Below are 26,503 nucleotides of genomic sequence, written 5' to 3'. Positions count from 1 at the left end.
AACATTGTTAGCAGGGATTAAAATAAAGTTAGAATCAGTTTAGCATTGAATATAGGACAGCCAAATAACAATCAATTTTATAATGATGAGGAAGTCCAACGAGATCATCTGTATCAATTAAATATGCTTATCTGTGACTCACAAATTTTCTAAGAATCTTGATAAAAGTATAGGGTCTGTGGACAATTCGTCTATGTTTGCGACTAGGTGTGTTTTTTAGGCGATTCTAGGCGCGAAATACGAAATTTAGTCATTCTAAATAAGTAGTTCGTAACGACGAAGCGACAAAAAACACGCTAGTCCCCGCTGCGCCTTGCGCTGCAAACAAAGCAGTGCTTTGTTCTGGCTCAGGGTTGTGGCTAAAATTATCTCAGGCTACGTTATGAAACTTAAAAATAGTCTCGCTATTCTCTTCATTTCCTTGCGGAGTATACTCCTCATACCTGCTCAATTTTAACCTAAACGCAAGCCATTTATGAAATGTAAACAGACCCTAAGATGAAGATTTTTTTATGAAAGAGAGGAATGATGATCGTTAGATAAGTTCATGAGAAAAATAGACGTTTACCCATACCAAGCTCGGAGCGCCCTGTAATATTCGGATTTGATCGTCACGCCAACTACAGGACAGCAAATCAAAAGTATTGGTGACTTTTGATCTCTCTGCGGATACATGGGTAATGTATTGCGGGAAGTAGATTACTCTAATTTTGATCAACTTGGGTAAATATTTAGTCGAATTATATTTTTTTGAGTAAAAAATAGACGAATAATTTAAACAGATTGAATAGATAAAATTTGAATTTAAAAACAGGATGTCAATGCATCCTGTTTTTAATAAATAGCTTAGTTCAATGATAGAGAAAACAATTAACGTTTAACCACAATCGAATCAATTCCACTATGTTGTAAGGTTTGCTGAGCGATGACTGCGGCATTCTGTGATTCATATGGACCAGAAATCACACGATACCAAGTTTTACCACCCTCAGTACTTTGTACAACATCAGCAGATAAACCATTTAAAATGATTTCGGCACGTCGAGCATCTGCGGCATCGGGATCATCATAACTACGAACTTGTAAGATGTATTCAGGTTGAGCAGGTGCTGTTCGTTCAGCATTGACACCGACATCAACATTGTCAGTTTGAGTTTGAGAAGGTGCTTCAACAATAACGGGTTGCTGCTGATTTTTATTCTCTGGAACCGCTTGTTCAGGAATCGGCGTCACTTGTTGTTGTGGCAACAAATCATAAAAGCGATAGTCTTTGTTGGTATCTTCTTGATAATGTTCAGACGTAATTTCATTTCGAGGTTGAACAGGCGCCCACGGTTTCCAGAGCATCAGAGCGACACCAAAACTTAACACGATTAAAATGACCACAAGCATCCCTAACCATTTAGGAATCAATGGTTGTTTAGGTTTGGTTGGTCTTTCAGACACACCGCGTTGCGTTTTTCCAAACACGAGAAATCCTCTTATTATTTATTGTTTAACATCGCGTTCAAGCATAGTTTCGCTTGAGCGCGATGTAAAGTAATGATTTATTGCTGACTTACATGCTTTCAGGTGCAGAAACACCAAGCAGTTCTAAACCATTACGAAGAACTTGCTGAACATTGGCAGAAAGCAATAAACGTGCTTGCGTCAATTCAGCATCATCACCTAAAACTTTATTCTCGTTGTACCAACCATGGAATAAAGCTGCAAGTTCTTTCAAGTAGTTACCCACTTGATGCGGTTCATAATTGTTTGCTGCACGAATAATCACTTCAGGGTATGCCGCAAGTTTCGCTAAAATCTCAGCCTCTGCTTCAAGTTCTAATTTTGCAGCAAATTGACGCGCACTTTCAGGATCAAATTGAATATTTGTTGTTGCCGCTTTTTCTAACATACGGCAAATACGAGCATGTGCATATTGAATATAATACACTGCATTGTCTTTGCTTTGTGATACAGCTAAATCTAAATCAAAATCAATGTGTTGTTCAGATTTGCGCATAACATAATAGAAACGTGCTGCATCATTTCCAACTTCTTTACGAAGATCACGTAAAGTCACAAATTGACCAGAGCGAGATGACATTTGTACCATCTCACCACCGCGCCATAAGCTTACAAACTGGACCAATAACACGGTGAGTTTTGATGAGTCATAACCCATTGCATCAATAGCTGCTTTTACACGTGAAATGTAACCGTGGTGGTCTGAGCCCCAAATATCAATCAGGTCAGTATAACCACGTTGTAACTTATTCAAATGGTAAGCAATGTCAGAAGCAAAATACGTGGTTTGCCCATTACGACGTTTTACAACACGATCTTTTTCATCACCAAATTCAGTCGATTTAAACCAGATGTTGCCATCTTTTTCATAAAGATAGCCACGTTGATCTAAAGTTTGTAGGGCTTCGTCAATTTTATCAGTCAACGATGCTTCACTAAACCATTGGTTGAAAGTTACGCCGAACTCACCAAGGTCATCTTTAATATCATCTAAAATGGCATGTAATGCAGCTTGATGGAACACACGATAGCCTTCACCAACCAATGTTTGTGAATTTTGAATCAAGCCATCGATATGCTTTTCTTTATCGCCTGAAAGCACAACTTTATTGCCATCTGCATCCAATTCCTCAGCGTATTGAACGTCTTCTGGAACATCTTTATAGATATCAGCAACAGCACGCACATAAGCATCACCATCTTTATCGATAATGCTTTGAGCAATTTCTTTAACGTAATCACCTTGGTAGGCATTTTTTGGGAAAACTAAAGTTTGCCCAGTCAATTCTAAGTAACGTAAATAAGTAGAGGTCGCAAGGATGTCCATTTGACGTCCTGCATCGTTGACATAATATTCACGATCAACTTTAGCACCTGTTGCTTCGAGTAATGTAGCAACAGTCATCCCGTAAGCTGCACCACGACCATGACCGACATGTAGGCTAGAGGTTGGGTTGGCAGAAACGAATTCAACTTGAATCTTTTTAGCTGCATTGGCTTGGGTTTTACCAAACAAATCTTTTTGTGCTTGAATTTGATCAAGTACAGCAAAGCGTTGATCTGCATTGAGGAAGAAGTTAATAAAACCAGGTCCAGCAATTTCAGCTTTTGCGATATCAACCACTTCTGGGAGGTTTGCTAAAATTTTCTCAGCAAGATCACGTGGTTTCATACCCGCAACTTTTGCACCCATCATGGCAATGTTTGATGCGAAATCACCGTGGCTTCGGTCCTTGGTTCGCGTTAAAACACTTGTGTTTTTCCAGTCAGATGGAAGAGTCCCTTCAGCTTGTAGGGATTGCACTGCATGATCAAGAGCTGCTTGTATGGCCGTATTCATAATCTATAGAGAAATAAATGTTGCAGAAAAACGCTAAATATAGCAAATTTTGAGCCTTTTAGGTGAATGCATTTGTATAGAATAAAACTTATTCAATCAGAAAGATCGTAGTGTGAGAGATTTGATCTATTCTCGAGTTTTATATGATCAACTGACAGCCTAGATAACCTGAGTTCGATAAAAATCCTTGATGAAAGATGATACATCCAAACCGCCTGATTATTCATACAAGTGATTTGGATGATTCATTTATTTTGTACTTTTTGAATTATTGATGGTCTTGCTATCTTCAGGCGACATGGATGTCGCCATGTTGAGCGGGGGTAAAGGATGTACCCCTCGCTCAACGAAAGATTTTTGTCACTTTTCATCTCTGAAAAGTGAGGGATCGCCTACGCAAAAGAATTTAAACTTTAGCACTAAATCGTGGCAGTGCAAGCTTTAGATCATCAAACAATTTATTGATCGCCTTCATTTTATTGATCAGAGAAATGAAACTATATTGATGGTTGCGCTTACGAAGCTCCGCTCCTCATCCAAAATCGGATGAAAATCCAGCAAAAATCCAGCAAAAATCCACATAGATTTATTATCTTTCAATGAGTTGAAGATTTGATTGCATCGAATTCACGTTAGATAGATCTTCTTTCAAAAAAGGATAACAAATGATGTTGGTGAGCTTTTTGGATCAATTTGATCATCAGGAAATGAAAAAAGAACAAATTATTCGGTTGTTTAGTTAAGTCCAAGATCTTGAATTTTCAAACTCAGGCTATTTTGTACTGGATATTCCAAATTAAGGACAAATCATTCTGTTATTTTGGTTTGTTGACAGCAAACACTTGATCTTGCGCTACGACAAAAATATCCCTACCGCACAACAAGGCGAATCTTGGTTAACTTGTAATGAACAAATGAATTCGAAATTTTTTGATATTGGCGACGATACTTGGCTGCCTTTAAACACAATCATTACATTGGAGCTTGCTTTAAATAGCATAGCCATGTTCTACGATGAACCAATGCGCTTACCTAATGAAACAAAGTGGCAAAATGTGTTGGATGTGATGTGGAATGATTGATTGTTTCACTCAGCTGAAAAGCATAAAATTGCCGTGCTAATTCAATTTTGAGTTCTCATGTCAAATATTCCTCCCACGATTATCGGAAATATTCCGAAACTCCCTGCAAAATTCGCTGCATGGATCATGCCTTTTTTCTTATCCTGTTTAATGAGTGGCATGGTGTCATTGATCAATATGTTCATCAATGTGGGTTTAGTGGAGGGTTTTTTGGCAAAATGGTTTTCGGCATGGATGGTTTCGTGGACCGTGGCATATCCAGTGGTATTGGTTGTTTTGCCGTTAGTACGTCGACTCACAGCTGTTTTTGTGGATATGCCCAAATAATTTAGTAGGTTGCTTACATGCAACTTACAGGTTTGCTGAGCAATTCAGCATGACCATTGTTAAAGGTGTAAAGTTTAGAATTATTAAAAATCTTAATCACTTTAGCCTTACTGAGCGCAGCTTGGAAACTTGGCATTTTTTTCGCATTGACCAGATCAAAAGGATTGCCATAGTTTTTATTGTCAATTAAAAACTGAACTTGTCCTGCTTGAGGGTCATGTGCTTTGAGTAATTCCTTAGCATCTTTGTCTTCAATACTAAATCCAGATTTTTGTGAAGGAATTTTACAGTTCAGACGTAAATACAAAATATTGCCGTCAGCAGATTTGTTTTGTAGGGTATAAATTCCTTGTAAATCATTTTCAATATAGACCCATTGTCCAGTAGGCATATTGAGTTTCATTTGTTCAAGCTTTTCTAAGGTTGCTTTACTGACATCGACTACGCCTTGTTTATCGACTTCTGGAACTTTTGCTTCGCCTAGACCAACCAAGCTTTTCACTTTTTCAGTGGTTTTGGAAACACTAGAAGATACTTTTTTGGCTGTTTGACAACCTGTGCAGATGACTGCAGTGCTTAGTAGAAGTATAAAAATATTTGTGTTCATTGTTATTGGTTTTGCTTCATTCAATTAAGGACAAAATAAATTGAAATACGAAAAAAATCAATCGTAGCTCAATGACATTGGAAATCGATAGATTTTAAAATTTGGATTAATTCATTGTTATTGATATAAAAAACAATAGATTGTATTAAATATTTAAAGAATTTGTAAAAAATGAGAATAATTTATCATTCTGTAAAATACTTTGAATATCACTATCACGTATCTAAATACCCATTTAGTGAAAAATAGGCTTAAGCTTGTATGCGACCAAAGTCGTAGCTTAGCAAAAGATAGAAGCAGAATGATTGCTTCAATGAGAATGGAAATGCCAACGGAAACCTTGAAAAAATATCCTCTATATATTCATTACGCAGGCAATGCCTTACTAGAACTGCCATTACTCAACAAAGGTTCAGCTTTCACAGAGGAAGAAAGAACCCAGTTTAACTTACATGGTTTGATTCCTCATGTGATTGAAAGTATCGAGGAACAAAGTCAACGTTCTTATCAGCAGTATTGTTCTTTCAGTGAAGCAATCAATAAGCATATTTATTTACGAAATATCCAAGACACCAACGAAACACTTTTTTACCACCTGATTGAAAATCATTTAAGTGAAATGATGCCGATTATTTATACTCCAACAGTGGGTGAGGCATGTCAGCGTTTTTCGGATATTTATCGACGTCATCGTGGCGTATTTATTTCATACCCTGATCGTAAATATATTGATGAGATCATCCATAACGTCAATCGTAAGAATGTTAAAGTGATTGTGATAACAGATGGTGAACGTATTCTTGGTTTAGGTGACCAAGGTATCGGTGGTATGGGGATTCCAATCGGAAAATTATCACTTTATACCGCTTGTGGTGGTATTAGCCCTGCATATACTTTGCCAATTACAATAGATGTGGGAACCAATAATCAACAATTACTCAATGATCCAATCTATATGGGATGGTCACAACCACGTGTCAGTGGTGACGAATACTATGAGTTTGTTGATGAAGTCATTGCTGCGGTAAAACGTCGTTGGCCAAAAGCTTTGATTCAGTTTGAAGATTTTGCACAAAAAAATGCCATGCCTTTGTTAGAAAAATATCGTGATAAGATTTGTTGCTTTAATGACGATATTCAAGGTACAGCAGCAGTGTGTGTAGGAACACTGATTGCGGCAAGCCGTGCGGCAGGCAAACAATTGAAAGATCAAAAAGTGACTTTCTTGGGTGCAGGTTCAGCAGGTTGTGGTATTGCAGAACAGATCATTGCGCAAATGGTGGCGGAAGGTTTAACTGATGCTGAAGCGCGTGCACAAGTATTTATGGTTGATCGTTTTGGTCTCATCACAGAAAATCAGCCAAACCTACTTGACTTCCAACGTAAGCTTGCACAAAAGCCTGATGATGTTGCACATTGGGGCAATCCAGAAGAAATAATTTCTCTACTGGATGTCGTTAAAAATGCCAAACCAACAGTATTGATTGGTGTATCGGGTCAACCGGGCTTATTTACAGAAGAAATCATTAAAACCATGGCTGAAAATTGTGAATATCCAATTGTGTTGCCTTTATCGAACCCAACTTCACGTGTAGAAGCTGTGCCTGCTGATATTATCCAATGGACAGAAGGTAAAGCATTAATTGCAACAGGTAGCCCGTTTGCGCCAGTGAATTATCATGGAGAAACCTTTAATATTTCACAATGCAATAACTCTTATATTTTCCCAGGTATTGGTTTAGGTGTTGTGGCTGTTCAAGCAACGCGTGTGACAGACAATATGCTGATGGCATCAAGTTCCGCTTTGGCAGATTGCTCACCGAAGTTAAACGATATCCATGCGGACTTATTACCTGATTTAAACGAATTGCAGAAAGTTTCTAAAATTATTGCATTTAAAGTTGCTCAAGCAGCAATGCAAGATGGTGTTGCGACGGTAATGAGTGATGAGCAATTACTCGAAAGTATTGAACAGAACTTTTGGAAACCAACTTATCGTGATTATAAGCGCGTTCCTTTTTAAGTGTTTTTAATTTTTTATAGAAGGGGCAAATTGCCCCTTTTGTAATAGGATAAACGGGTAAAATTGGAGATTTACATTGATTTAAATATCTGTATTTTTCTCATAAAAATAAGATCAATTTTGAGTATGTCAGTTACAAAAATAAAAATTTTAACAATTTCTGTATGTCTTTCTGTGAGTTTTTATTTACAATAAGCCAACATGTCATTGAATATCAATAACTAAAATGTTGAAAAATATTAATACTTTACTTGAAAGTTTTGGGTTAGGGTTGCAGACAAGGGCTGTCCATGTCCAATTCTCAAATCAAGCCTTAAATGGCAGTGTATTTCTACAGTGCATTCAGGGACAACAATATATTAATCAAGGATTGAAGGCAGAATTACTTTGTCTTTCAACCAATGCACATATCGCTTTAAAACAATTTATAGGTTGTCAGGTCGCTGTTGACCAAGTCACTGACTTTGGTGAGCTTTACCGAACCACAGGAATCATTACTGGTGCAAGTCAAGGACAAAGTGACGGTGCATTAAGTATTTACAAGCTCACGCTTGAAGATGCGACCAGTCTTTGGCATAAACGCCGCAATAGTCGCGTTTTCATGAATAAAAGTATTTTGGAAATATCTGAAGTTTTATTCAAGGAATGGCAAACCAAAAGTGCATTATTTGCATCTAGTTTGAGTTTGGATAGTCGTGGTTTAAAAAAACAATATGATGTGCGTCCTTTTGTGATGCAGTCAAACGAAACAGATTACGAATTTTTAACAAGATTATGGCGCAGTGAGGGAATTAACTGGTTGGTTGATGAATCTGAACGCATAGTTCCAGTTTCTGCTGCACAAATTCAAACCCAGAAATTAAGATTGATTGATGACAATAGTCAATATGAAGCAATGCCTAGGCGCAGTATACGCTTTCATCGTAGTCATGCAACAGAACGATTTGATACCATTACCAGCTTAATTGCACAACGATCAATCCAATCTACAGCTGTACAAGTGCAACGCTGGCAAGCTGACAATCTCGCACAAGATCAGGGTGATAGTCAACTCAGCAATCATCAGCATAGCGAACAACAAGACAATGAAACGTTGAGTTTAGAACAGGCTTGGACCATTAGTCCAGCGTGGACCAGTGATCTCAAGGGTGAAGATCAAACCACAGCTTCTAGCTCAGCTCAAGTGGATAAACTCAATACTCAACTTTCACAATACCAAGAACTACAAGCCAAATATTTTACCGCAATCAGTTCAGTACGTGATGCACAAGTTGGTTATTGGTTTGAGTTGAGAGAGCATCCAGAAATTGATCAGCATGAAGGTTCAGATCGCGAGTTCTTGATTCTCGGTAAAACCTTCTATAATCAGAATAACTTACCGAAAGAACTGCAAGATCAACTTTCTAAACTGCTTAATTTAAACTATTGGAATCATTTAATTAAAGATCAGCGTCAAGCCAATGAGCTGTCATTGGTACGACGCAGAATTCCAGTCGTTCCAGAGTACAATCCATTAACACACAGACCTTCTGCATTTCCGCAACGCGCTAAAGTGGTGGGTCCACAAGGTGAAACAATTTATGTGGACCAATGGGGACGCATTAAAGTTCGTTTCTTGTTTACCCGTAGCGACGATAATAGTCATGATGGTGGTGCAGGTTCCAATGATAACGATACCGACTCAGCATGGGTGGATGTATTAACCTCATGGGCAGGAGAAGGTTACGGTACACGTTTTCATCCTCGGATTGGTGAAATCGTGGTGATTGATTTCTTTGATGGTAATGTAGATCGTCCGTTTGTGATGGGGCGTTTACATGAAGCAGAACGTCATCAAACCATGTTTGATGTCAAAGGTCAGCTTCCTGATACCAAGAAACTCAGTGGTATCCGCTCATCTGAAGTCGGTGGTTCAGGCTTTAACCAACTCCGATTTGATGACACGACTGGGCAAATCAGTGCCCAACTGCAAAGTAGTCACGCAGCCACTCAACTTAACTTGGGAAATTTAAGTCATCCGAAAGATAAAGAAACCAGCAATGGGCGTGGCGAAGGTTTTGAATTAAGAACAGATGCTTATGGGGCGGTACGTGCAGGAAAAGGCATGCTTATCACAACCTATGCCCAAGAAAATGCAATTGCAGATCATTTAGAAGCAGCCCAAGCACAGTCCTTGTTGAATCAAGGGGCTGAAAGTATGAAAGTGCTAAGTGAGATTGCTGTAAAGCAACAAACCGATGCATTGAATGTCATCAATCGTTTGCCTAAGTTCATTCAATCACTTGAGTTAAAAAGTACAGGGCAGGCGCTCAACACAACTTTGAATCTATTTAAAGAAGGGGTGAGTAGTGATCCTTTGAATGCTTTAAAAGATTGTGGTGGATTTATTAAAGACATTGGTGCTTTAGGTGGTAATGCAAAAGGCATTGTGGATGAATTTAATGAATATTTTTCTGATGCAAAAGAAGCGGTTGAAAACTTAAAAGCCTTTATTGAAAATGTAGAAGAACACGGTACAGATATTATTAAAGGCAAGCTGGCAAGCTTAAAAGATAATATTAAATCTAATCCTTTTGAATCCATTAGTAATGTGGGTAAGGTTTTATCCAATGTCGAAATCAAAGATTTTGACATCATGAGTACTTGTGGAACATTCAATAAGGGGAACAAACTTGAAATTAAACCGTTGGAGGCTTTGAGTAGTTTGCAGGGCTTTATGGAGGGTTATACACAAGGTCTGGAAGATAGCAGCGACAACGCCAAACAAGAACAAGGTAAAATTTTCCGTCAAGCATTGATGCTATTGGCTTCGCCAAATGGGATTGCATTAACCACACCAGAAGACATTATTTTTCAAGCTTCTCAAGATATAGCTGAAAGTGCAAATGGTTCGATTAACATGAGCGCTCAGAAGAATATTGTGGGTCATGCACAAGATAAAATTAGTTTGTTTGCCGCACAGAAAGGTTTAAGTGCTTTTGCTGCAAAAGGACCGATAAAAGTACAGGCTCAGGATGATTTGATTGAAATCATTGCGAAGAAAGTGATTAAGCTGATTGCAACTGAAGATAAGATTGAGTTAACCAGCTCTAAAGAGATTGATCTAAAAGCGGGTGGTACTCAGCTGGTGGTTAATGGTAGTGGTGTCTTTATCAAGACGGGCGGGAAGTTTGAGGTGAAATCTGGACAACAGTTGTTTACCAGTGGGGCAACAGTGAATGCGCAGTTGCCGAAAATGCCTGAGAGTGGAATTTTTAGCCGACGTTTTGATTTTAGTAATATTTTTAGTAAAGATGAATTAAAACAGCAGGTCAGATTTAAGTTCGTAAATCATTCACGAAAAACTGAATTTATTGGTGTTTTGGATGAACTTGGACGCACACAACGGTTTTTCAGTGATAGTGCTGACGATGTCGAAGCAATTATTCTTGGGCATGATAGTGAAGATTTAAAAGAATTAATAGTTATAAAGAACGATATTGATGACACTTCAGATCATAGTAGTTGTGAGGGTGAGGGCTGTTGTGGCGCTGCAGATGATCATGATGCAATAGAAGATCAAAATGAATCTTGTAGTGAAGATTTAGAAGCAGATTTTTGTAATTTTGGAAAGTAAGGCTTGATCATGAAAACAATATTTTCTTTCTTATTCATTTTATTATTTGTGACTTGGTGTAATGCAGAAGTTATCAAGGAATTTCCAAAACGGAACATTGATAATGAAGTCGTAAGCTTTAATTATATAGAGTCTGATAAATGTAGCTTTCAGCGTAAAGATATTAAAGAGCCTGTCTCTAAGCTTTTAAAGCAAAATAAGATAGATCTAAATACAGGTCATTGGTTACATATTCCTGATGAGTGTTGGAATATCAAAAGTTCAGATCAAAATATTTTACTTATCTCATTAACAAATAAAAATAAACCTCAGAAATTTTATATTATTGATGACGGTAAGAGTTTAGGTGATGTAATGCTCAACCTAAATGAAGATTTGAGTTTCAATTTTGATAAAAATAAAATGAAATTTTCTACAAATATGAGTGATAAAACAAAAAATAAAGTTCTAATTTTATTTAAACAAATTGATCAAGAATCTAAGGGGGCATTATGAGTTTTGTTTCTCCAGTAAACGGAAAGTCATTTGGTGAGGATAGGCAAGCATATATATATGCAGTATCTCGTCGAGAGTCTTCATCAGATTTGAGTTTATCTGACCTTGTCGATCCTAATTTGACTGCTAGAAAAGTACATAATGGTAAAACCGCAGGTTATGGATTTATTGGTTATTTTCAATTTGGCGAAAGTGCACTTTATGATTTGGGGTATTTTAAGCCACCATATACTTTTAGTAATGATCCTAATAGCCTTTTTCAGAAATCATTTTCGGTGAATGACTGGAATGGAAGTTGGACGGGCTTAGATGATGTAACTTCGAAAAGTGTTTTTCTCAAAGATCGAACGGTTCAAATAAAAGCATTTAATAAATGGATCAATACACTCTGCACTCGGCTGAACAATCGAAATGTAAATGAATTTTATGGCGTTCGTATTAATGGGGTTGAAATTACAGAGTCAGGATGCATTGCAGGAGCACACTTAAAAGGTCCTAAATATGTTTTAGAGTTTGTACAGGGTTTAGGTAACCAAGCTGATGCTTTTGGAACAAAAGTGGGTGAATATATATCATTATTTGCTCATTATGATTTAGAAAGCTGTTGTAATCGTAAGATTTATATCAATGTTGTGGACGAACAAGGGAATGCTGTTTCAGGTAAAAAAATTATAGTAGAGTCCGAGTACAAAGAAGGAAAATATTATAGCAAAATTGGAAAGATTTCTAATGATTATAAAACAAGTGAAGAAGGAAAAATTCCTGTAATTGTTAGGCATCCTGGCACTAAAATAAAAATAATTGTTGATGGAAAAGCACTTGAGATTACGCAGCAAAAAGATAAGAAGGAAAGTTATACAATCAAATTAACCAAACAAATATCAGTACCCGTTGTTTTAGAACAGAATAGTGCTCCTCAACCAAAACCACAGGCGAATAAAACGCCTCAAGAAGTTAGAAATGAGCAAGCTCCAAGTATTTCAGAAGAATCTAAAGCAGTTGAAACGAAAGATGTGAACTTCAATATACAGATTGTTGAAGCTGATACTGGAAAACCAATCTCAAATATGGGCTTTTTTCTTACCTATAAAAATAATATTAAAAAGCATTCTGCAGATGGGAGTGGCATAAAACATAATATTTCAGCAGAAGTCGGTCAAGATATAGAGGTTTCTGTTTCAGGGGATGGAAAATACCAAAAGATTCATCACTTCAAGGTTGAAGAATCACTCTCTAATCAGACAATAAAAGTGAGACTTCCTGTTCATAGCTTTCAGATGATTGTCAAAAAAGATGATCAAGTTGTTCCAAATACCGCTGTAACCATTTTTTATCGAGGGCGGCAAATTTCAAAAAAAACCAATGCTGCAGGTGTAATTAACTTAAAAATGTTAGTTGGTTTTGTATATGGTTTTGGTATTGGTTCAAATTCATTGGTAAAAGCTCGGGTAATTAATGGAAGTCCGTATAGGATATTTAGAATAAATGAAGGTTTTATCAAGGAATCGAGACGATTGGAATCAGGGCAAAAAGTTCCACAACAAAACCCTGTTACTAATGCGCCGTCCCAAAGTAAGCCTAATCCACCAGCTCCTGCTAAAGTACCCGAAGTTAAACAAGAGCCACCCAAAGTGTCCCAACAAAATACTCATACAGAGAATGGGGGTAAACCTTTAACAACTGTTTCTAATCAAACACCCGCGACAAGTGATACGACGCGTTATCATATTTACTCTGATGGTAAAATCAAAAGAGAGAATGCGGCTGCAACAGGTTTTGCTGAATATATTTATTATGATAAAAATGGACAATCACATCATATTGGCAAAACTGAATTTATCGTTGCGCCTAAACGTAAAAAAGGTAACGGGGTCGTAGGTGGAAATGTTTATTTGGTAGACCAAAGGACGCTCAAATCCTACAAGAGTCCGGATGGTAAAGTCGGATATTTGTGGGATATTTATTTACCAGGTCGATCAAGATATTATCTTAAGGGAGATGCGTTTGCAGCAGTTATTGGTGCTATGTGCTCTTTAGGATACGGTTATTATCATGGTTCTGGATTTAGTGCTCGAGATGGTCGATCGGTAGGTAGTGATTCACACTTCAACGGGATTAATGGAGATTTTCGCTATCTAGGAATTAATGGTTGCCATAAAGATGGTCCGGTTCTTGTGAGCCACATCGATAGATTTGACTGGGATGCGAATGTAAGATTTGTAAATGCACTATATCTTTTTGGTTATAAAGCATTTGGGTCACAAGTGATGAAGAGAAAGGGTCAGCCAAACAGAACTTTGCCCCATGTCACTTTTACAAATGGTGATCACGATAACCATTTACATTTACAGGGTTATCAACCAAATATTCAGGACATATAAAGGCATCTTATGTACATTAAAAAATTTATCCCATTGTTGATTTTATTTTCACTTGTAGCCTGTCAAAAGGCAGAAAATAAGATGTTAAACTCAGATTCACCAAAGATGAGTGAATCGAAAGTCAATAGTGACCTTTTAACTAATGAATATAAACAAGTTAAATTACCATTAGATTCTAAAGCATTAATGATCAATGATAAATTCATCCAATTAGATAAATATCCAGTTAATCAAAAGGATTTAAAACTATTTTATTCTGGAGAGGATCAAGCTCGAATTTTGATGACTGCAGTTAACAAAATTGGAAGCAAAGAATATTTATTAGGTTTGATTGCTGTAAATTTTAATAATTACGAAGGTTCAGGACCTGCGCAAGTAATATTTTTATCAGGTGGTGAAAACAACAAGAATAATTATAAAAATACTTTGTTTATAACGATGGGAGGTAAGTTTCCAATCTTGGATCACCAAGTCAAAAGATTTGATGATATAAATGAAAATAAATTGAAAAATTATTGCATCCAATCTTTTGTTATTAATAATGATTTTAGTAAAAATGAAGAAATGAAATGTGTGGGAAATGAACCAAGTATAGAAAAAAAGAATTTTAGATTAAATATTAATCGACCTGGGTATGATGAGTTTTAAAGCTGTGTTTTATTGGCTGTAGATATTTCATCGTATCTATGGGTTGATAGAGAGTAAATATTATTGACAAAATTACTCTTTTAATCAACTTTAAATCATGTCTGTTCGTTATTGATAAAGCTAGGTTAGATGAACTTAAACACTTAGATAAAGCTTATTTAGCTCAATAATTAAGCTTTATAAGATATGTAAATTGCATAAATTAATTGATCTTTCTTTGGGTTTAAAATATTGAATTTATATAAGGAATAGGCATATTTAACTATTTCTTAAATTTATTAATCTTTATTTTTTAAACAGAAATAAGCATCGTGCGTAGATTCTATTGTCATGGTAACAAAATTATTTTTAGAAAGTACTCCTAATCATTTAAATCCAAATTCTAGAAAAAATTTATCAATATCATCAATAGCAAAAAAAAGTGAGATGGCAAGTGAAAAAACAGTTTGGTATATTAATGTTTATAAGTTTATTTTGTATTACAGGTTGTAGTGCAAAATCAGTTGAAAAGGATGCGGTATTAAAATTAAAAGTTGAACCTTGTGGTTTCGATTATGATATAGATAATTATTATTGCAAAGCAGATAAATTAAATTTATATAAAAAAAATATTGGGAATAAGGCAGATTTTAATAAAAATTATACGATAATTAAAATAAATGATGGAAAATATTATCGAATAGTTGCACTCAACCAAAAAGATTTAAAGGCTTATCCTTTAAATTATCAAATAGATTATAAGTCTAAATTTGATTATTCGGTGAATAATGATAGCTTGTGTGTTACAGGAGATTTTTATGCATATAGAGATGATTACAGTAATTCAAAGTTATGTTTTAAGGTGATAAATGGAAGTTTTGTAAAAACAAATATTTCTGAAAATTTACCCAAAAGTACTAAAGAAAGCAATTTAAAAAAGATATTAATTCCTAATGCCTCAAATTACTTCTTGAAGTGTTTAAAAAGCAACTCTGAAAGTAAATGTGAGAAGCTAAGTGATTTGGAAAATCATGTATATAGTTTGAACGATGTGAAAAATATGTCGCCAGAAATTTATACGATCTTAAGCCAGAATAAAATTAATCATTTAAATTTAGATGGAGTTAAATTTATACCAGATATAGGAGATTCACAATTTGTGATTGGTGAAAAATATCATGACACAGATAATGGATCGACGACTTTATTCTATTTGATTAAAATAAAGCCAAAGATTGAAGTTTATAATCTTGGAGAAAGCTATGCTATTGATGGTAAATATAACTTAAGCTATAAAGATTCTGCGGAGAATAATAAAAATATAAAATTAAATTAATCTATAATATTTATAGTTAATTTCTGGATGAAAAGCAGCTTCATAAAGTTGCTTTTTCATTTAAAATATAGAGAAACTTTCGATTTCGATCATATAAAATTTAAGCTGAAGGCTTTCTATCTTTAATTGCTATAATGAGTGTCTATGAAAAAATTAATCTTAATATTCTTACTGTTATTCAGTATGGGTGGTCTTGCATTTGCTCAACCTAACACTTCCTGTAAAAATGATGATGAAAGCCTCATATGTATTAGAAGCAGCTCAAAGGCTGTCATTAATGAAATGAAAAAAGTGATCCTTAATATTGAGGAATCGTCTGATAATCTGCAAAAATTTCAAATATCTCAATCGAAGTGGTTAGCTTATAAAAATGCATACTGTAAAGATTTTATGGGTGAAGAAGCAAGCAATGCTCAAGGCGATGGTGCAACCATAATAATTGAATCATGTTTGCTCGATATTGATAAAGCAAGACTAGATGAACTTAAACGATTAAATAAAGTTTATTCAGCTCAATAATTAAGCTTTACAAGGTATTTAAATTGCATAAATTAATTTAAGGAATAGTCATATTTAACTATTCCTTAGCTATTTCAATCTTCTAAAATCTCTTCCAACACTTCTTCATTCGGTGCAAAGAAGTACGCACCATCGACAGGAGTCACAAAGTGTAATAAACGGTCATGAATTCCATCGCCTTGAGTACCAAACATATTGACTAACATGCGATCAATACGGGTTAAATCTTTGGTATAAGCAATAAAAAATAAGCCTTGCTCACCTTGTCCATCGCCATAAGGGAGAGAGTGACGCAGAATTTCTAATTCTTCACCTTCATTATCTTCGATAACAACACGAGCAATATGGGCATTTTCAGGTTTGTGTTCATCGTCCATCTCAATACTTTCTAATTTAGAACGACCAATCACATTTTCCTGTGCATCTACTTTTAAGCGTTTCCATTTTTCAAGCTCATGGACATAACGCTGCGCAAAAATAAAAGATCCATCTTCGAAAATACCTGAATCTTCACCCAATAAAGCAGTCTCCGCACGATCATCTGGAAATTGAGGATTTTCGGTACCATCAATAAATCCCGTTAGGTCACGACCATCGAGATAACGGAAACATACACGTTCGTCTAAAACTTCAACTTGATCTTGAATACCATCAAAAAAGGATTGGCTTAGTGCAAAACAAATGTCCGTGCGTGCAGAAGCAATGTGAATCAGAACATCCGCAGGAACAACAGGCATTTGAAATGCACCTTGAATCGGTTCTAACTGCTTAAACCCTTCAGGCGAAGTATGATAAAGCTTTGACCATAGTTCAGGACCAAAAGCGATTGCAGTTTTAATCTCAGCTTCGGGGTGTTGCGTGATCAGGCGATCACGAGTGCTCAATAAGGCATTGAGACGCTTTTTTAAGCCATCAATAGACAGATTTTTTAAATTTAAAACGATGAAACGCGCATGGTCAGAGGGTAAAGGTAAAATTACAGATTGGGCTGTCATATCGAGATGGCTCCTCAATTTTTATTTATCAATCTAGCTATTGTGCATGAACTGGCAACAGCTGGGTAGTAAAGTCTTATACTTTTTACCAATTAAATTAATCGAAATGTGTCGTTTTAAAACCGCTATAATGCTTTGTTCAAAATATTTTATTTTTTGTTATGTCCTATCAAGTTTGGTTTGCATATATGTTGGCGTGTTGGGTGATTAGTATATCACCTGGTGCTGGCGCTATTGCGTCAATGTCAAGTGGTCTAAATTATGGTTTTCGCCGTGGTTACTGGAATGCTATTGGTTTACAGCTGGCTTTACTGGTACAAATTATAATTGTTGCTGCTGGAGTAGGGGTATTATTTGCCACTACACCGATGGCTTTTCTTGTAGTGAAATGGTTCGGTGTGTGCTATTTACTCTACTTGGCCTATGTGCAATGGACAGCTAAAACACAATCTATAGATATCCCAACTGAACAACCGACTAAATCCATTCCCAAGTTGATTCTATACGGCTTTGTGGTCAATATCAGTAATCCAAAAGCGATCGTATTCTTACTTGCAGTATTGCCGCAATTTTTAGATCTGTCTAAACCACAATGGATTCAATATGTGATTATGGCGATCACGATGATTACGATCGATTTAATTGTGATGGCTGGCTACACAGGGTTGGCTGCAAAAGTCTTGAGATTGCTTAAATCCCCCAAGCAACAAAAGTATATGAATCGTACTTTCGCAGTGTTATTTAGTTGTGCTGCTGGTTTGTTGAGTTTAGTACATCAGTAAAAGTCTCATGGTTTGAGTTATTGAACAATTAAAAATAAATCCAATAGAATATCTGTTAAGCCGAGGGTCATTTGAATTATTTAGAATTTTATCTGTATGCCATCAGTGTAATTATCATGATTGCAACACCAGGACCAGTCATGATTTTGGTGGCAAGTGCAGGCTTAAAAGGCGGTTATCGCAAATCATTACAAACCATCGTCGGAACAAATCTCGCATCTTTGGTACTGATTGCAATTTCCATTTTAATTTTAAAGGGAATGTTGAGTGTTAATGAAACACTTTTCCTGATCATCAAAATCCTTGGATGTCTTTATATTGCTTATTTAGGTTATGGCATTCTCAAAGAGGTGTGGTTTCAGCAAGACCAGCCGTTGACTACTGTACTTTCGCCAGTAGAGGGTGGTTTAACGAAAGGTTTTCTGGTCGGTATTTCAAACCCTAAAGATATTATTTTTTTCTCTTCGTTTTTTCCACAATTTATCCATGTTCATTCATATCTGAATGTAAGTTTAGTTATCCTTGTGATCACATGGATTATCTTGGATTTCCTCACCTTATCTATAGTTTATTTATCTTTTAATCAGTTGTCTAAAAGTCGAATTTATCCCAAAATATTAGGGCTTTGCGGTTTAATTTTAGTCACAATCGCGCTTTATGGCTTATACATTTCAGCTCAAAGTCTATTTTAAGTATTGGATGTTCAATGAACCCTATAAGCAATGCTAGGGTTTAATTGAAATCATCCTTTTTTAATTTTCATCGTGCAGAAGATCAGTGTAAACAATAAAGACATGGTCAAAACAATGCTTAGACCTGTTGAAATATTTAATGCTGCACTTGACCATAAGCCTACAGTGACACCAATTTGTGCAATCACAAAAGCACCGATCACCATTTGTTTAGGTGAGTGCGAAATCAAACGTGCAGCTAAAGCAGGAATAACCAGAAGAGCACCCATCAGCAACGAGCCGACCGCACGTAAAGCCAGTACCGTGAACAATGCCAATAACAACATAAAAATTAAACGTTGCCATTTGGCATTAACACCTTCACTGACTGCAATATCTGGATCAATCGCAATTTGAATTTGCGCCTGCCAGTGAGAATACAAAATTGCCAAAGCGCCAATAATGACAGCCGCGAAAACAGCTAAGTCAGACCATTCAATCGTCAGTAAGTCACCGAATAAATAGCTCAATAGTTCTGGGCGTAAAGCAGGTAAGTGCTGGATCAGCAATAAACCTGAACAGAGTAGGGTGGCTGCGCATAAAGCAAGTAAAGCATCATTTGGCAGGCGAGGGTCGTGTAGAACCCACAGCACAGCAACCAAAAGTACTGCGGTAAAAGTAACACCGACCCAGAGCGGTAAACTTAACACTGCTGCCAAAGCCACACCCAGCAAAGTACCATGAGCCATGGTATCTGCAAAGAAAGACATTCTGCGCCATAACATCAAACAGCCCAGTGGTGCAGTTAGAAACACCAACAGTGTGCCCATGATCCAAGCAGGTAAGAGTAATTCTAACCATTCCATCATGGTTTAAGCTTCCGGTTCAGGGTGAATGTGAGGATGTGGACCATGTTCACAGGTCTTAGCAGAATCACCATGCGCGCAATGATCATGGTGATGTTGGTAAAAGGCATGTTGCTTGCCAAAAGTGTCACCAAATAAAGCCTGATACTCAGGATGTTGTTGAATGCTGTCTGGTAAGCCGCTGCAACATATATGCTTGTTTAAACATACAACACGTTGTGTTCCTTGCATCACCCATTGTAAATCATGAGAGACAATCAAGATGGCACAACCATAACGTTCAGGTAAACTTCGAACATAGCCATATAACTCTGCCTCAGACTGGATATCTAAACCTTGCATAGGCTCATCTAAGACTAAAATATCAGGTTGGCGTAATAATGCCCGTGCTAATAAAACGCGTTGACGTTCGCCACCGGAAAGTTGTTGTACTTTAGAGTTTTCGAGTTTGGCTATGCCTGTATCGCGAATGATTTCTGCTTTAATGGCCTTATCACATTTTTCCAGATCAAGAAGATCTTTTACTCTTAATGGAAGGCTATGAGAGGGGTTGAATTTTTGAGGTACATAGGCGAGTTTCAGTTTTGATGAACTGACAATACTCCCTGAATTGGGTTTTAAAATACCCAACAGTACTTTGATCAATGTGGATTTACCCGCACCATTGGGACCAATAAGCGTGACAATTTCTTGTTTTTGTAGCGAAAAATCTACATTTTTTAAAATGTCACGATCATCAATCTGGACATTGATCTGCTTTAGCTGAACAAGCGGGGTGTTCACGCTTTGCTTGAGCACTGCTGACATATTCCTGAAATCTCAATAATACTATGATGTGCTTTGAACTGGTCGGACTCTGCCAAATGATTCAATTGTTGAATCAAACCTATTGCTGAAGCTTCTTTCACTGTATGGCATTCAGTACAGATCAAAAAAGCAGCTTGATGTCCTTCACGTGGATGACAGCAAGGGATATAGGCATTAATAGAGGTTAAACGATGAATAAATCCTTTTTCTAAAAGGAAGTCGAGTGTTCTATATACCGTTGGAGGGGCTGCTGGTCGTTCCGCAGCACCTTTCATCTTGGCTAAAAGGTCATATGCACCAACGGGTCCTGATGCATTCAAAATCAACTCCAGTACTTCTTTACGTAAGGGAGTAAGACGCGCGCCTGAGGTTGCACAAAGGTTTTCTGCTTCTGATAAACGCTCTTGTACATTGAGATGATCGTGTACACCATGCAAAGTATCATGGTGTTCGTGTGAACATAAGCTCATATCAGACCTCAAAACTTCTTATTTGAATGAAGAGAATCATAAATATTAACATGAAGCTCTATCAACTTACGAATGGCGTAGGTATTTTTTAACTTTTGTTATACTATAACATAAATTTTTTTTGGTAATACACTCCCATGAATCGCATGATCGCTTTTTGCTTATGTGCATTATTTGCTAGTGTCACTTGGGCTCAAGCGCCTTTGGTGGTCTCTACTCATCCTATTTATCTGATTGCAAAAGAAATCACCCAAGGAGTAGAAGAACCTGTTTTGCTGTTAGGGAATCAGACCGGGCATGATGTACAGTTAACACCAGATAATCGAAAGACGATTATGGATGCTTCATTGGTGGTTTGGTTGGGTAAAGCACACGAAGCACCTTTAGAAAAAGTTCTTGGAGACAATGCTAAAGCCATCTCGATTCTTGACTCAGGTATTATTCAGGCGCTTCCACTTAGAAATCCGAAAGGCATTGCACTTAAAGACACGATAGATACTCATGTTTGGTTAGATCCAAACAATGCAGTACGTATAGGCTTCTTTATTGCTGCCTTGAGATCACAACAGCATCCTGAAAATAAAACTGCTTATTGGAACAACGCGAAAAAATTTGCCAATGAAATGTTGCTCGCTTCACAAAAAATTACCACAGCGGGTGTCGCACGTCCTTATTGGGCATATCACGATGCTTACCAATATCTTGAGCGTTCACTCAATTTAAAATTTGCAGGTGCAATGACGGATGACCCACATGTGGCACCGACTGTTACACAAATCAAGTTTTTAAACGATACGCGTCCTTACAAAAAAATGTGTTTACTTGCAGAAGCCAGTGCGAGTCCGAGTCAATATCGAAAATTGGGAGAAATTTCTTTTCAATCCGTTGATGAGACTTTAGCAAAACAACAAGATTTTGTGGTTGCATGGCAAGCTTTGGCACAACAGACACAAGCCTGCGTACTTAATGCACGAAAATGATGCAAAAATTAATCAACAAATGCTCATATGAAAAGCAACCTGTATATCGAAAAAAACACGACTAAGGTCGGGAAAAGATTGCATGTTCAGGGGTGTAACTCTATAATGCCTGCGATTAAAAACGATCATCAGCTAAACTTGTCAAGCATTTATGCTGTGAGTGGATAAAAAATGAGCCAAACTAGTCGCTTGATTGACCGACGATTAGCAAAAGCTTTGGTCTATTTACAAGCATTAATGATACCTGTTTCAGCCTTGGTAGCGTGGGTCTTGAAAGACTCGACTGCGGCTTTAAGTGCAGCATTAGGTGCACTGTTATGTTGGCTTGCCAGTTGTTATTTTTCTTGGCAGTCGTTTCGAGCCGCTGGTGCACGTGCTTCAAAACAGGTTCTTTCGAACATGTATCGAGGCTTGATGGGCAAATTTGCAATTGTGATCGTTGGTTTCATTTTAATTTTAAGCAATGTTAAACCGTTATCCCCGGTAGCATTGTTTTGTGGTTTTATTCTCGTGCAGGCGATGTCGTGGGTTGCTCCATTTTGGGTAGCACGGCAACAAAAACGAGTATAAGCGCAGCAGAAATTGAAAATTTTTTTGGGGATTAACGAGATATCATGCAGCACGCGATATTCGTTAACCCTATTTATTATTTGACATTGACCAGGTGTGATTTATGGCTGCTGAAGAACATGCCCTGACTTCGACCGAGTATATCAAGCATCACTTGACCAATATGACCTATGGCAAAATGCCAGATGGTACTTGGAAATTGGCTGAGAATGGTGCAGAAGCTCAACAGATGGGGTTCACTGCTATTCACTTGGATTCAATGGGTTGGTCAATTGGCCTTGGTTTGATTTTCTGTTTGATATTCTGGTGTGTGGCGAAAGCTGCAAACTCTGGTGTTCCTACCAAGTTCCAGTCTGCAATCGAAATGATTATCGAGTTTGTTGACTCAAGTGTTCGTGATACGTTTCATGGTAAATCACGTTTAATTGCACCTTTAGCCTTGACCATTTTTGTGTGGATTTTCCTCATGAATGCGATGGACTTAATTCCTGTTGACTGGATTCCTTATCTAGCACAACAAATTGGTGCAAGTGTATTTGGCATGGACCCTCACCACGTTTACTTCAAGGTTGTTCCATCTACAGATCCTAACATTACCCTTGGTATGTCATTGTCTGTATTTGCGTTGATCTTGTTCTATAGTATCCGTGAAAAAGGCATCGGCGGTTTCGTTGGTGAATTAGCACTTAACCCATTTAATCCAAGTAACCCAGTTGCAAAAGCGTTATTGATTCCAGTGAACTTGATTCTAGAATTAGTAACATTCCTTGCACGTCCAATTTCATTGGCGCTCCGACTATTCGGTAACATGTATGCGGGTGAGTTGATCTTCATCTTGATCGCGTTGTTACCTTTCTGGATCCAATGGGCGTTGTCTGTGCCTTGGGCTATCTTCCACATTCTTGTTATTACGTTGCAAGCCTTCATTTTCATGATGCTAACAATCGTATACTTGAGCATGGCAAGCGAAAAACATTAATGGTATTGCCTAACTGTCATCAGGTGGTTAGGTATAATTTTTTTAATTTAATTTGGTATAAACCTAACCTCTGAGGAATTATCATGGAACTCACTTTAGGTCTAGTTGCAATTGCATCTGCTATCTTGATCGCTTTTGGTGCTTTAGGTACTGCGATTGGTTTTGGTCTTTTAGGCGGTCGCTTCCTTGAAGCTGTAGCTCGTCAACCAGAATTGGCTCCACAACTTCAAACTCGTATGTTCTTAATCGCGGGTCTTCTTGATGCTGTGCCTATGATCGGTGTTGGTATTGGCTTGTTCTTCATCTTCGCTAATCCATTTGTAGGTTAATCAGCTTAATTCCGAAATTCACTATTTGAGGAATTTGCAATGAATATCAACCTCACATTGTTTGGCCAAGCGATTGCATTTGCGATATTTGTCGCATTCTGCATGAAGTTTGTATGGCCACCACTAATCAATGCGATTAGTGAGCGTCAGCGTAAAATCGCTGATGGCTTAAACGCTGCGGAGAAAGCGAAAGCTGATCTTGCTGATGCACAAGCACAAGTTAAGCAAGAAATTGATGCGGCGAAAGCACAAGCGGCTCAATTGATCGAACAAGCGAACCGTCGTGCGGCACAATTGATCGAAGAAGCGCGTACTCAAGCATCTGCTGAAGGTGAGCGTATTCGTCAACAAGCAAAAGATGCTGTTGACCAAGACATCAATTCTGCTCGTGAAGAATTACGTCAACAAGTTGCTGCTCTTGCAGTTGCTGGTGCAGAGAAAATTCTGAACCAACAAGTTGACGCAGAAGCTCATAATGCCATGCTGAATCAGCTGGCTGCTAAACTTTAAGAGAGGCGAATATGGCTGAACTCTTGACGTTGGCACGCCCATACGCTAAAGCAGCATTTGCTTATGCATCTGAGCAAAATGCAACTGACGCTTGGTCAAATGCATTACAACTGCTCAGTGCTGCGGTGCAAGATGAAGCATTTTCCGCTTATTTAAATCGCCCTGAGTTGACACCTGCTGAGCAGGTTGGTCTTTTTGCGAAAGTTTTAGGTAACGAACAAACTGAAGCTGTGTCAAACTTTTTGACACTTCTTGCAGACAATGGCCGTTTAGCATTGTTACCTGAAATCGACACAGAATTTGAACAACTCAAATCGCAAAATAACAACACTGTAGATGTTGTGATTGAGTCAGCTTTCCCGCTGGACTCAGTGCAAGAACAGAAGTTGGCTCATGCGTTAGAAAAACGTTTGAACAGCGCTGTGAAAATTACAGTTGAAGTAAACCCAGCATTGATTGCTGGTGTTGTTATTCGTGCAGGCGACCAAGTGATAGATGATTCTGCGCTTAGCAAGCTTGAAAAAATGCGGACTCGTCTTCTAGCGTAATTGTTAAAAATAACTGCGAACAGAAGACTGAACTTTAAAAAGATTGAGGTATAGCGCAATGCAACAACTGAATCCATCCGAGATCAGTGCGCTCATTAAACAGCGTATCGGCGATCTGGACACCAGCGCGACCGCTAAGAACGAAGGGACCATTGTTATGGTTTCCGACGGTATTGTGCGTATTCACGGCCTTGCTGATGCAATGTACGGTGAAATGATCGAATTCGACGGCGGCTTATTTGGTATGGCACTGAACCTAGAACAGGATTCAGTGGGTGCCGTTGTCTTAGGTAACTACTTAAGCCTTCAAGAAGGTCAAAAAGCTCGTTGCACAGGTCGTGTATTAGAAGTTCCGGTTGGTCCAGAACTTTTAGGCCGTGTAGTAGATGCTTTGGGTAACCCAATTGATGGTAAAGGCCCTATTGATGCAAAACTTACTGATGCTGTTGAAAAAGTAGCACCAGGTGTTATTTGGCGTCAATCAGTGGATCAACCTGTACAAACTGGTTATAAATCAGTAGATACAATGATCCCTGTTGGTCGTGGTCAGCGTGAGTTGATCATCGGTGACCGTCAAACTGGTAAAACAGCAATGGCGATCGATGCGATCATTGCTCAAAAGCAGTCAGGCATTAAATGTGTATACGTTGCGATTGGTCAAAAACAATCAACAATTGCAAACGTAGTACGTAAGCTTGAAGAAACTGGCGCTATGGCGTACACGACTGTTGTAGCAGCAGCTGCTGCTGATCCTGCAGCGATGCAGTATCTAGCACCTTATGCTGGTTGTACAATGGGTGAGTACTTCCGTGACCGCGGTGAAGACGCGCTTATCATTTATGATGACTTGTCTAAACAAGCTGTTGCTTACCGTCAAATTTCATTGCTTCTTCGTCGTCCACCAGGTCGTGAAGCTTATCCTGGTGACGTGTTCTATCTTCATTCACGTCTACTTGAGCGTGCTTCTCGTGTATCTGCTGACTATGTTGAGAAATTCACGAATGGTGAAGTTAAAGGCCAAACTGGTTCATTAACTGCATTGCCAATTATTGAAACTCAAGCGGGTGACGTATCTGCATTCGTACCAACAAACGTAATTTCGATTACTGACGGTCAGATCTTCTTAGAAACATCATTATTCAACGCAGGTATTCGTCCTGCTGTGAACGCGGGTATCTCTGTATCACGTGTTGGTGGTTCTGCTCAAACTAAGATCATCAAAAAATTGTCAGGTGGTATCCGTACCGCTCTTGCACAATACCGTGAATTGGCTGCGTTTGCTCAGTTCGCTTCAGACCTTGACGAAGCAACTCGTAAGCAACTTGAACATGGTCAACGCGTAACTGAATTAATGAAGCAAAAGCAATATGCTCCATATTCAATAGCTGACCAAGCAGTTTCAATTTATGCATCTAACGAAGGCTATATGGCTGACGTTGAAGTGAAGAAAATCGTAGACTTTGATACTGCGTTGATCTCTTACTTCCGTTCAGAGCATGCTGCGTTAATGCAAAACATCGATGCAACTGGTAACTACGACAAAGACATCGAAGCTGCAATTAAAGCAGGTATTGAAAGCTTTAAAGCGACTCAAACTTACTAAGATTCAACGATGTTGAATCTAGTTAAGGTTT

25 protein-coding genes are annotated in these 26,503 nt (G+C 37.8%); 18 read left to right on the top strand and 7 right to left on the bottom strand.

Annotated features, from left to right (window positions below; translation table 11 throughout):
• Positions 1–870: 870 nt before the first annotated feature.
• Both AAV97_RS02320 and argS read right to left on the bottom strand, forming a co-directional pair.
• Entirely contained in the window at positions 871–1,470 is a 600-nt protein-coding gene (locus tag AAV97_RS02320) for an SPOR domain-containing protein (RefSeq protein WP_046759693.1), read from the bottom strand.
• Between the two features lie 88 nt (positions 1,471–1,558).
• On the bottom strand, positions 1,559–3,349 hold the full coding sequence (gene argS, locus AAV97_RS02315; RefSeq protein WP_005034609.1) for an arginine--tRNA ligase: 1,791 nt from the start codon (positions 3,347–3,349) through the stop codon (positions 1,559–1,561).
• 848 nt (positions 3,350–4,197) lie between these two features.
• Here argS and AAV97_RS21335 point away from each other — a divergent pair.
• Together AAV97_RS21335 and AAV97_RS02305 are read left to right on the top strand one after the other, a co-directional pair.
• Positions 4,198–4,431, top strand: coding sequence for a hypothetical protein (locus AAV97_RS21335; RefSeq protein WP_010590816.1), 234 nt, complete (start codon positions 4,198–4,200; stop codon positions 4,429–4,431).
• Positions 4,432–4,488: 57 nt separating this feature from the next.
• Complete coding sequence (locus AAV97_RS02305; protein WP_046759692.1) at positions 4,489–4,758, top strand: DUF2798 domain-containing protein; 270 nt, start codon at positions 4,489–4,491, stop codon at positions 4,756–4,758.
• 13 nt (positions 4,759–4,771) lie between these two features.
• Here the strand turns inward: AAV97_RS02305 and AAV97_RS02300 are convergent, their stop codons facing one another.
• A complete protein-coding gene (locus tag AAV97_RS02300) occupies positions 4,772–5,365 on the bottom strand; it encodes a hypothetical protein (RefSeq protein WP_046759691.1) in 594 nt (197 codons plus the stop codon).
• A gap of 325 nt (positions 5,366–5,690) precedes the next feature.
• On the opposite strand from AAV97_RS02300, the gene AAV97_RS02295 reads away from it, so the two are divergent.
• From AAV97_RS02295 to AAV97_RS02265, 7 genes are all read left to right on the top strand, one after another.
• On the top strand, positions 5,691–7,388 hold the full coding sequence (locus AAV97_RS02295) for an NAD-dependent malic enzyme (RefSeq protein WP_005034606.1): 1,698 nt from the start codon (positions 5,691–5,693) through the stop codon (positions 7,386–7,388).
• Positions 7,389–7,614: 226 nt separating this feature from the next.
• On the top strand, positions 7,615–11,004 hold the full coding sequence (locus AAV97_RS02290) for a type VI secretion system Vgr family protein (protein ID WP_046759690.1): 3,390 nt from the start codon (positions 7,615–7,617) through the stop codon (positions 11,002–11,004).
• Between the two features lie 9 nt (positions 11,005–11,013).
• On the top strand, positions 11,014–11,499 hold the full coding sequence (locus AAV97_RS02285) for a hypothetical protein (protein ID WP_005034602.1): 486 nt from the start codon (positions 11,014–11,016) through the stop codon (positions 11,497–11,499).
• Positions 11,496–13,880 carry a hypothetical protein gene (locus tag AAV97_RS02280; protein WP_046759689.1) on the top strand — a complete coding sequence of 795 codons (2,385 nt, stop codon included), beginning with the start codon at positions 11,496–11,498 and terminating at the stop codon, positions 13,878–13,880. Before AAV97_RS02285 ends, AAV97_RS02280 begins: the two co-directional genes overlap by 4 nt.
• A gap of 9 nt (positions 13,881–13,889) precedes the next feature.
• Entirely contained in the window at positions 13,890–14,528 is a 639-nt protein-coding gene (locus AAV97_RS02275) for a hypothetical protein (RefSeq protein WP_046759688.1), read from the top strand.
• A gap of 433 nt (positions 14,529–14,961) precedes the next feature.
• Positions 14,962–15,843, top strand: coding sequence for a hypothetical protein (locus tag AAV97_RS21330; protein WP_228136497.1), 882 nt, complete (start codon positions 14,962–14,964; stop codon positions 15,841–15,843).
• Between the two features lie 144 nt (positions 15,844–15,987).
• Entirely contained in the window at positions 15,988–16,362 is a 375-nt protein-coding gene (locus AAV97_RS02265; RefSeq protein ID WP_046759687.1) for a lysozyme inhibitor LprI family protein, read from the top strand.
• Positions 16,363–16,436: 74 nt separating this feature from the next.
• Here AAV97_RS02265 and AAV97_RS02260 read toward each other — a convergent pair whose 3' ends face one another.
• Positions 16,437–17,357, bottom strand: coding sequence for a Dyp-type peroxidase (locus tag AAV97_RS02260; RefSeq protein WP_005034588.1), 921 nt, complete (start codon positions 17,355–17,357; stop codon positions 16,437–16,439).
• Between the two features lie 161 nt (positions 17,358–17,518).
• Here AAV97_RS02260 and AAV97_RS02255 point away from each other — a divergent pair, with 161 nt between their 5' ends.
• Together AAV97_RS02255 and AAV97_RS02250 are read left to right on the top strand one after the other, a co-directional pair.
• Complete coding sequence (locus AAV97_RS02255) at positions 17,519–18,139, top strand: LysE family transporter (protein ID WP_042086243.1); 621 nt, start codon at positions 17,519–17,521, stop codon at positions 18,137–18,139.
• A 71-nt stretch (positions 18,140–18,210) separates the two neighbouring features.
• The gene (locus tag AAV97_RS02250) at positions 18,211–18,831 is read left to right on the top strand and encodes a LysE family translocator (RefSeq protein WP_046759686.1); all 621 of its coding nucleotides are present in this window, start codon (positions 18,211–18,213) and stop codon (positions 18,829–18,831) included.
• Between the two features lie 50 nt (positions 18,832–18,881).
• On the opposite strand, the gene znuB is transcribed toward AAV97_RS02250, so the two are convergent.
• Genes znuB through AAV97_RS02235 form a run of 3 tightly spaced genes read right to left on the bottom strand, consistent with a single transcriptional unit; the run spans position 18,882 to position 20,953 of the window.
• A complete protein-coding gene (znuB, locus tag AAV97_RS02245; protein ID WP_005034582.1) occupies positions 18,882–19,679 on the bottom strand; it encodes a zinc ABC transporter permease subunit ZnuB in 798 nt (265 codons plus the stop codon).
• Between the two features lie 3 nt (positions 19,680–19,682).
• A complete protein-coding gene (znuC, locus tag AAV97_RS02240) occupies positions 19,683–20,483 on the bottom strand; it encodes a zinc ABC transporter ATP-binding protein ZnuC (protein WP_005034580.1) in 801 nt (266 codons plus the stop codon).
• Entirely contained in the window at positions 20,456–20,953 is a 498-nt protein-coding gene (locus AAV97_RS02235; RefSeq protein ID WP_004831994.1) for a transcriptional repressor, read from the bottom strand. Before AAV97_RS02235 ends, znuC begins: the two co-directional genes overlap by 28 nt.
• A 137-nt stretch (positions 20,954–21,090) precedes the next feature.
• Between AAV97_RS02235 and AAV97_RS02230 the strand changes: the two genes are divergently transcribed.
• From AAV97_RS02230 to atpA, 7 genes are all read left to right on the top strand, one after another.
• Positions 21,091–21,933: a metal ABC transporter substrate-binding protein gene (locus tag AAV97_RS02230; RefSeq protein WP_046759685.1), complete on the top strand. Its 843-nt coding sequence runs from the start codon at positions 21,091–21,093 to the stop codon at positions 21,931–21,933.
• Positions 21,934–22,104: 171 nt separating this feature from the next.
• Entirely contained in the window at positions 22,105–22,503 is a 399-nt protein-coding gene (locus tag AAV97_RS02225; RefSeq protein ID WP_005034576.1) for an ATP synthase subunit I, read from the top strand.
• A gap of 103 nt (positions 22,504–22,606) precedes the next feature.
• Positions 22,607–23,482 carry a F0F1 ATP synthase subunit A gene (atpB, locus tag AAV97_RS02220; protein ID WP_004831991.1) on the top strand — a complete coding sequence of 292 codons (876 nt, stop codon included), beginning with the start codon at positions 22,607–22,609 and terminating at the stop codon, positions 23,480–23,482.
• Between the two features lie 83 nt (positions 23,483–23,565).
• The gene (atpE, locus tag AAV97_RS02215; protein WP_000424060.1) at positions 23,566–23,811 is read left to right on the top strand and encodes a F0F1 ATP synthase subunit C; all 246 of its coding nucleotides are present in this window, start codon (positions 23,566–23,568) and stop codon (positions 23,809–23,811) included.
• Between the two features lie 39 nt (positions 23,812–23,850).
• Positions 23,851–24,321 (top strand): F0F1 ATP synthase subunit B, encoded by a 471-nt coding sequence (locus AAV97_RS02210; RefSeq protein WP_004831990.1) that lies wholly within the window; start codon positions 23,851–23,853, stop codon positions 24,319–24,321.
• A gap of 11 nt (positions 24,322–24,332) precedes the next feature.
• Positions 24,333–24,869, top strand: a complete 537-nt coding sequence (locus tag AAV97_RS02205) for a F0F1 ATP synthase subunit delta (RefSeq protein ID WP_004831989.1) — start codon at positions 24,333–24,335, stop codon at positions 24,867–24,869.
• A gap of 58 nt (positions 24,870–24,927) precedes the next feature.
• Entirely contained in the window at positions 24,928–26,472 is a 1,545-nt protein-coding gene (gene atpA / locus AAV97_RS02200) for a F0F1 ATP synthase subunit alpha (RefSeq protein ID WP_004831988.1), read from the top strand.
• Positions 26,473–26,503: the final 31 nt, after the last annotated feature.

It is taken from the genome of Acinetobacter sp. Ag2, from assembly GCF_001005515.1.
Classification (GTDB): domain Bacteria; phylum Pseudomonadota; class Gammaproteobacteria; order Pseudomonadales; family Moraxellaceae; genus Acinetobacter; species Acinetobacter bereziniae.
This window is presented reverse-complemented; position numbering and strand designations above follow the sequence as displayed.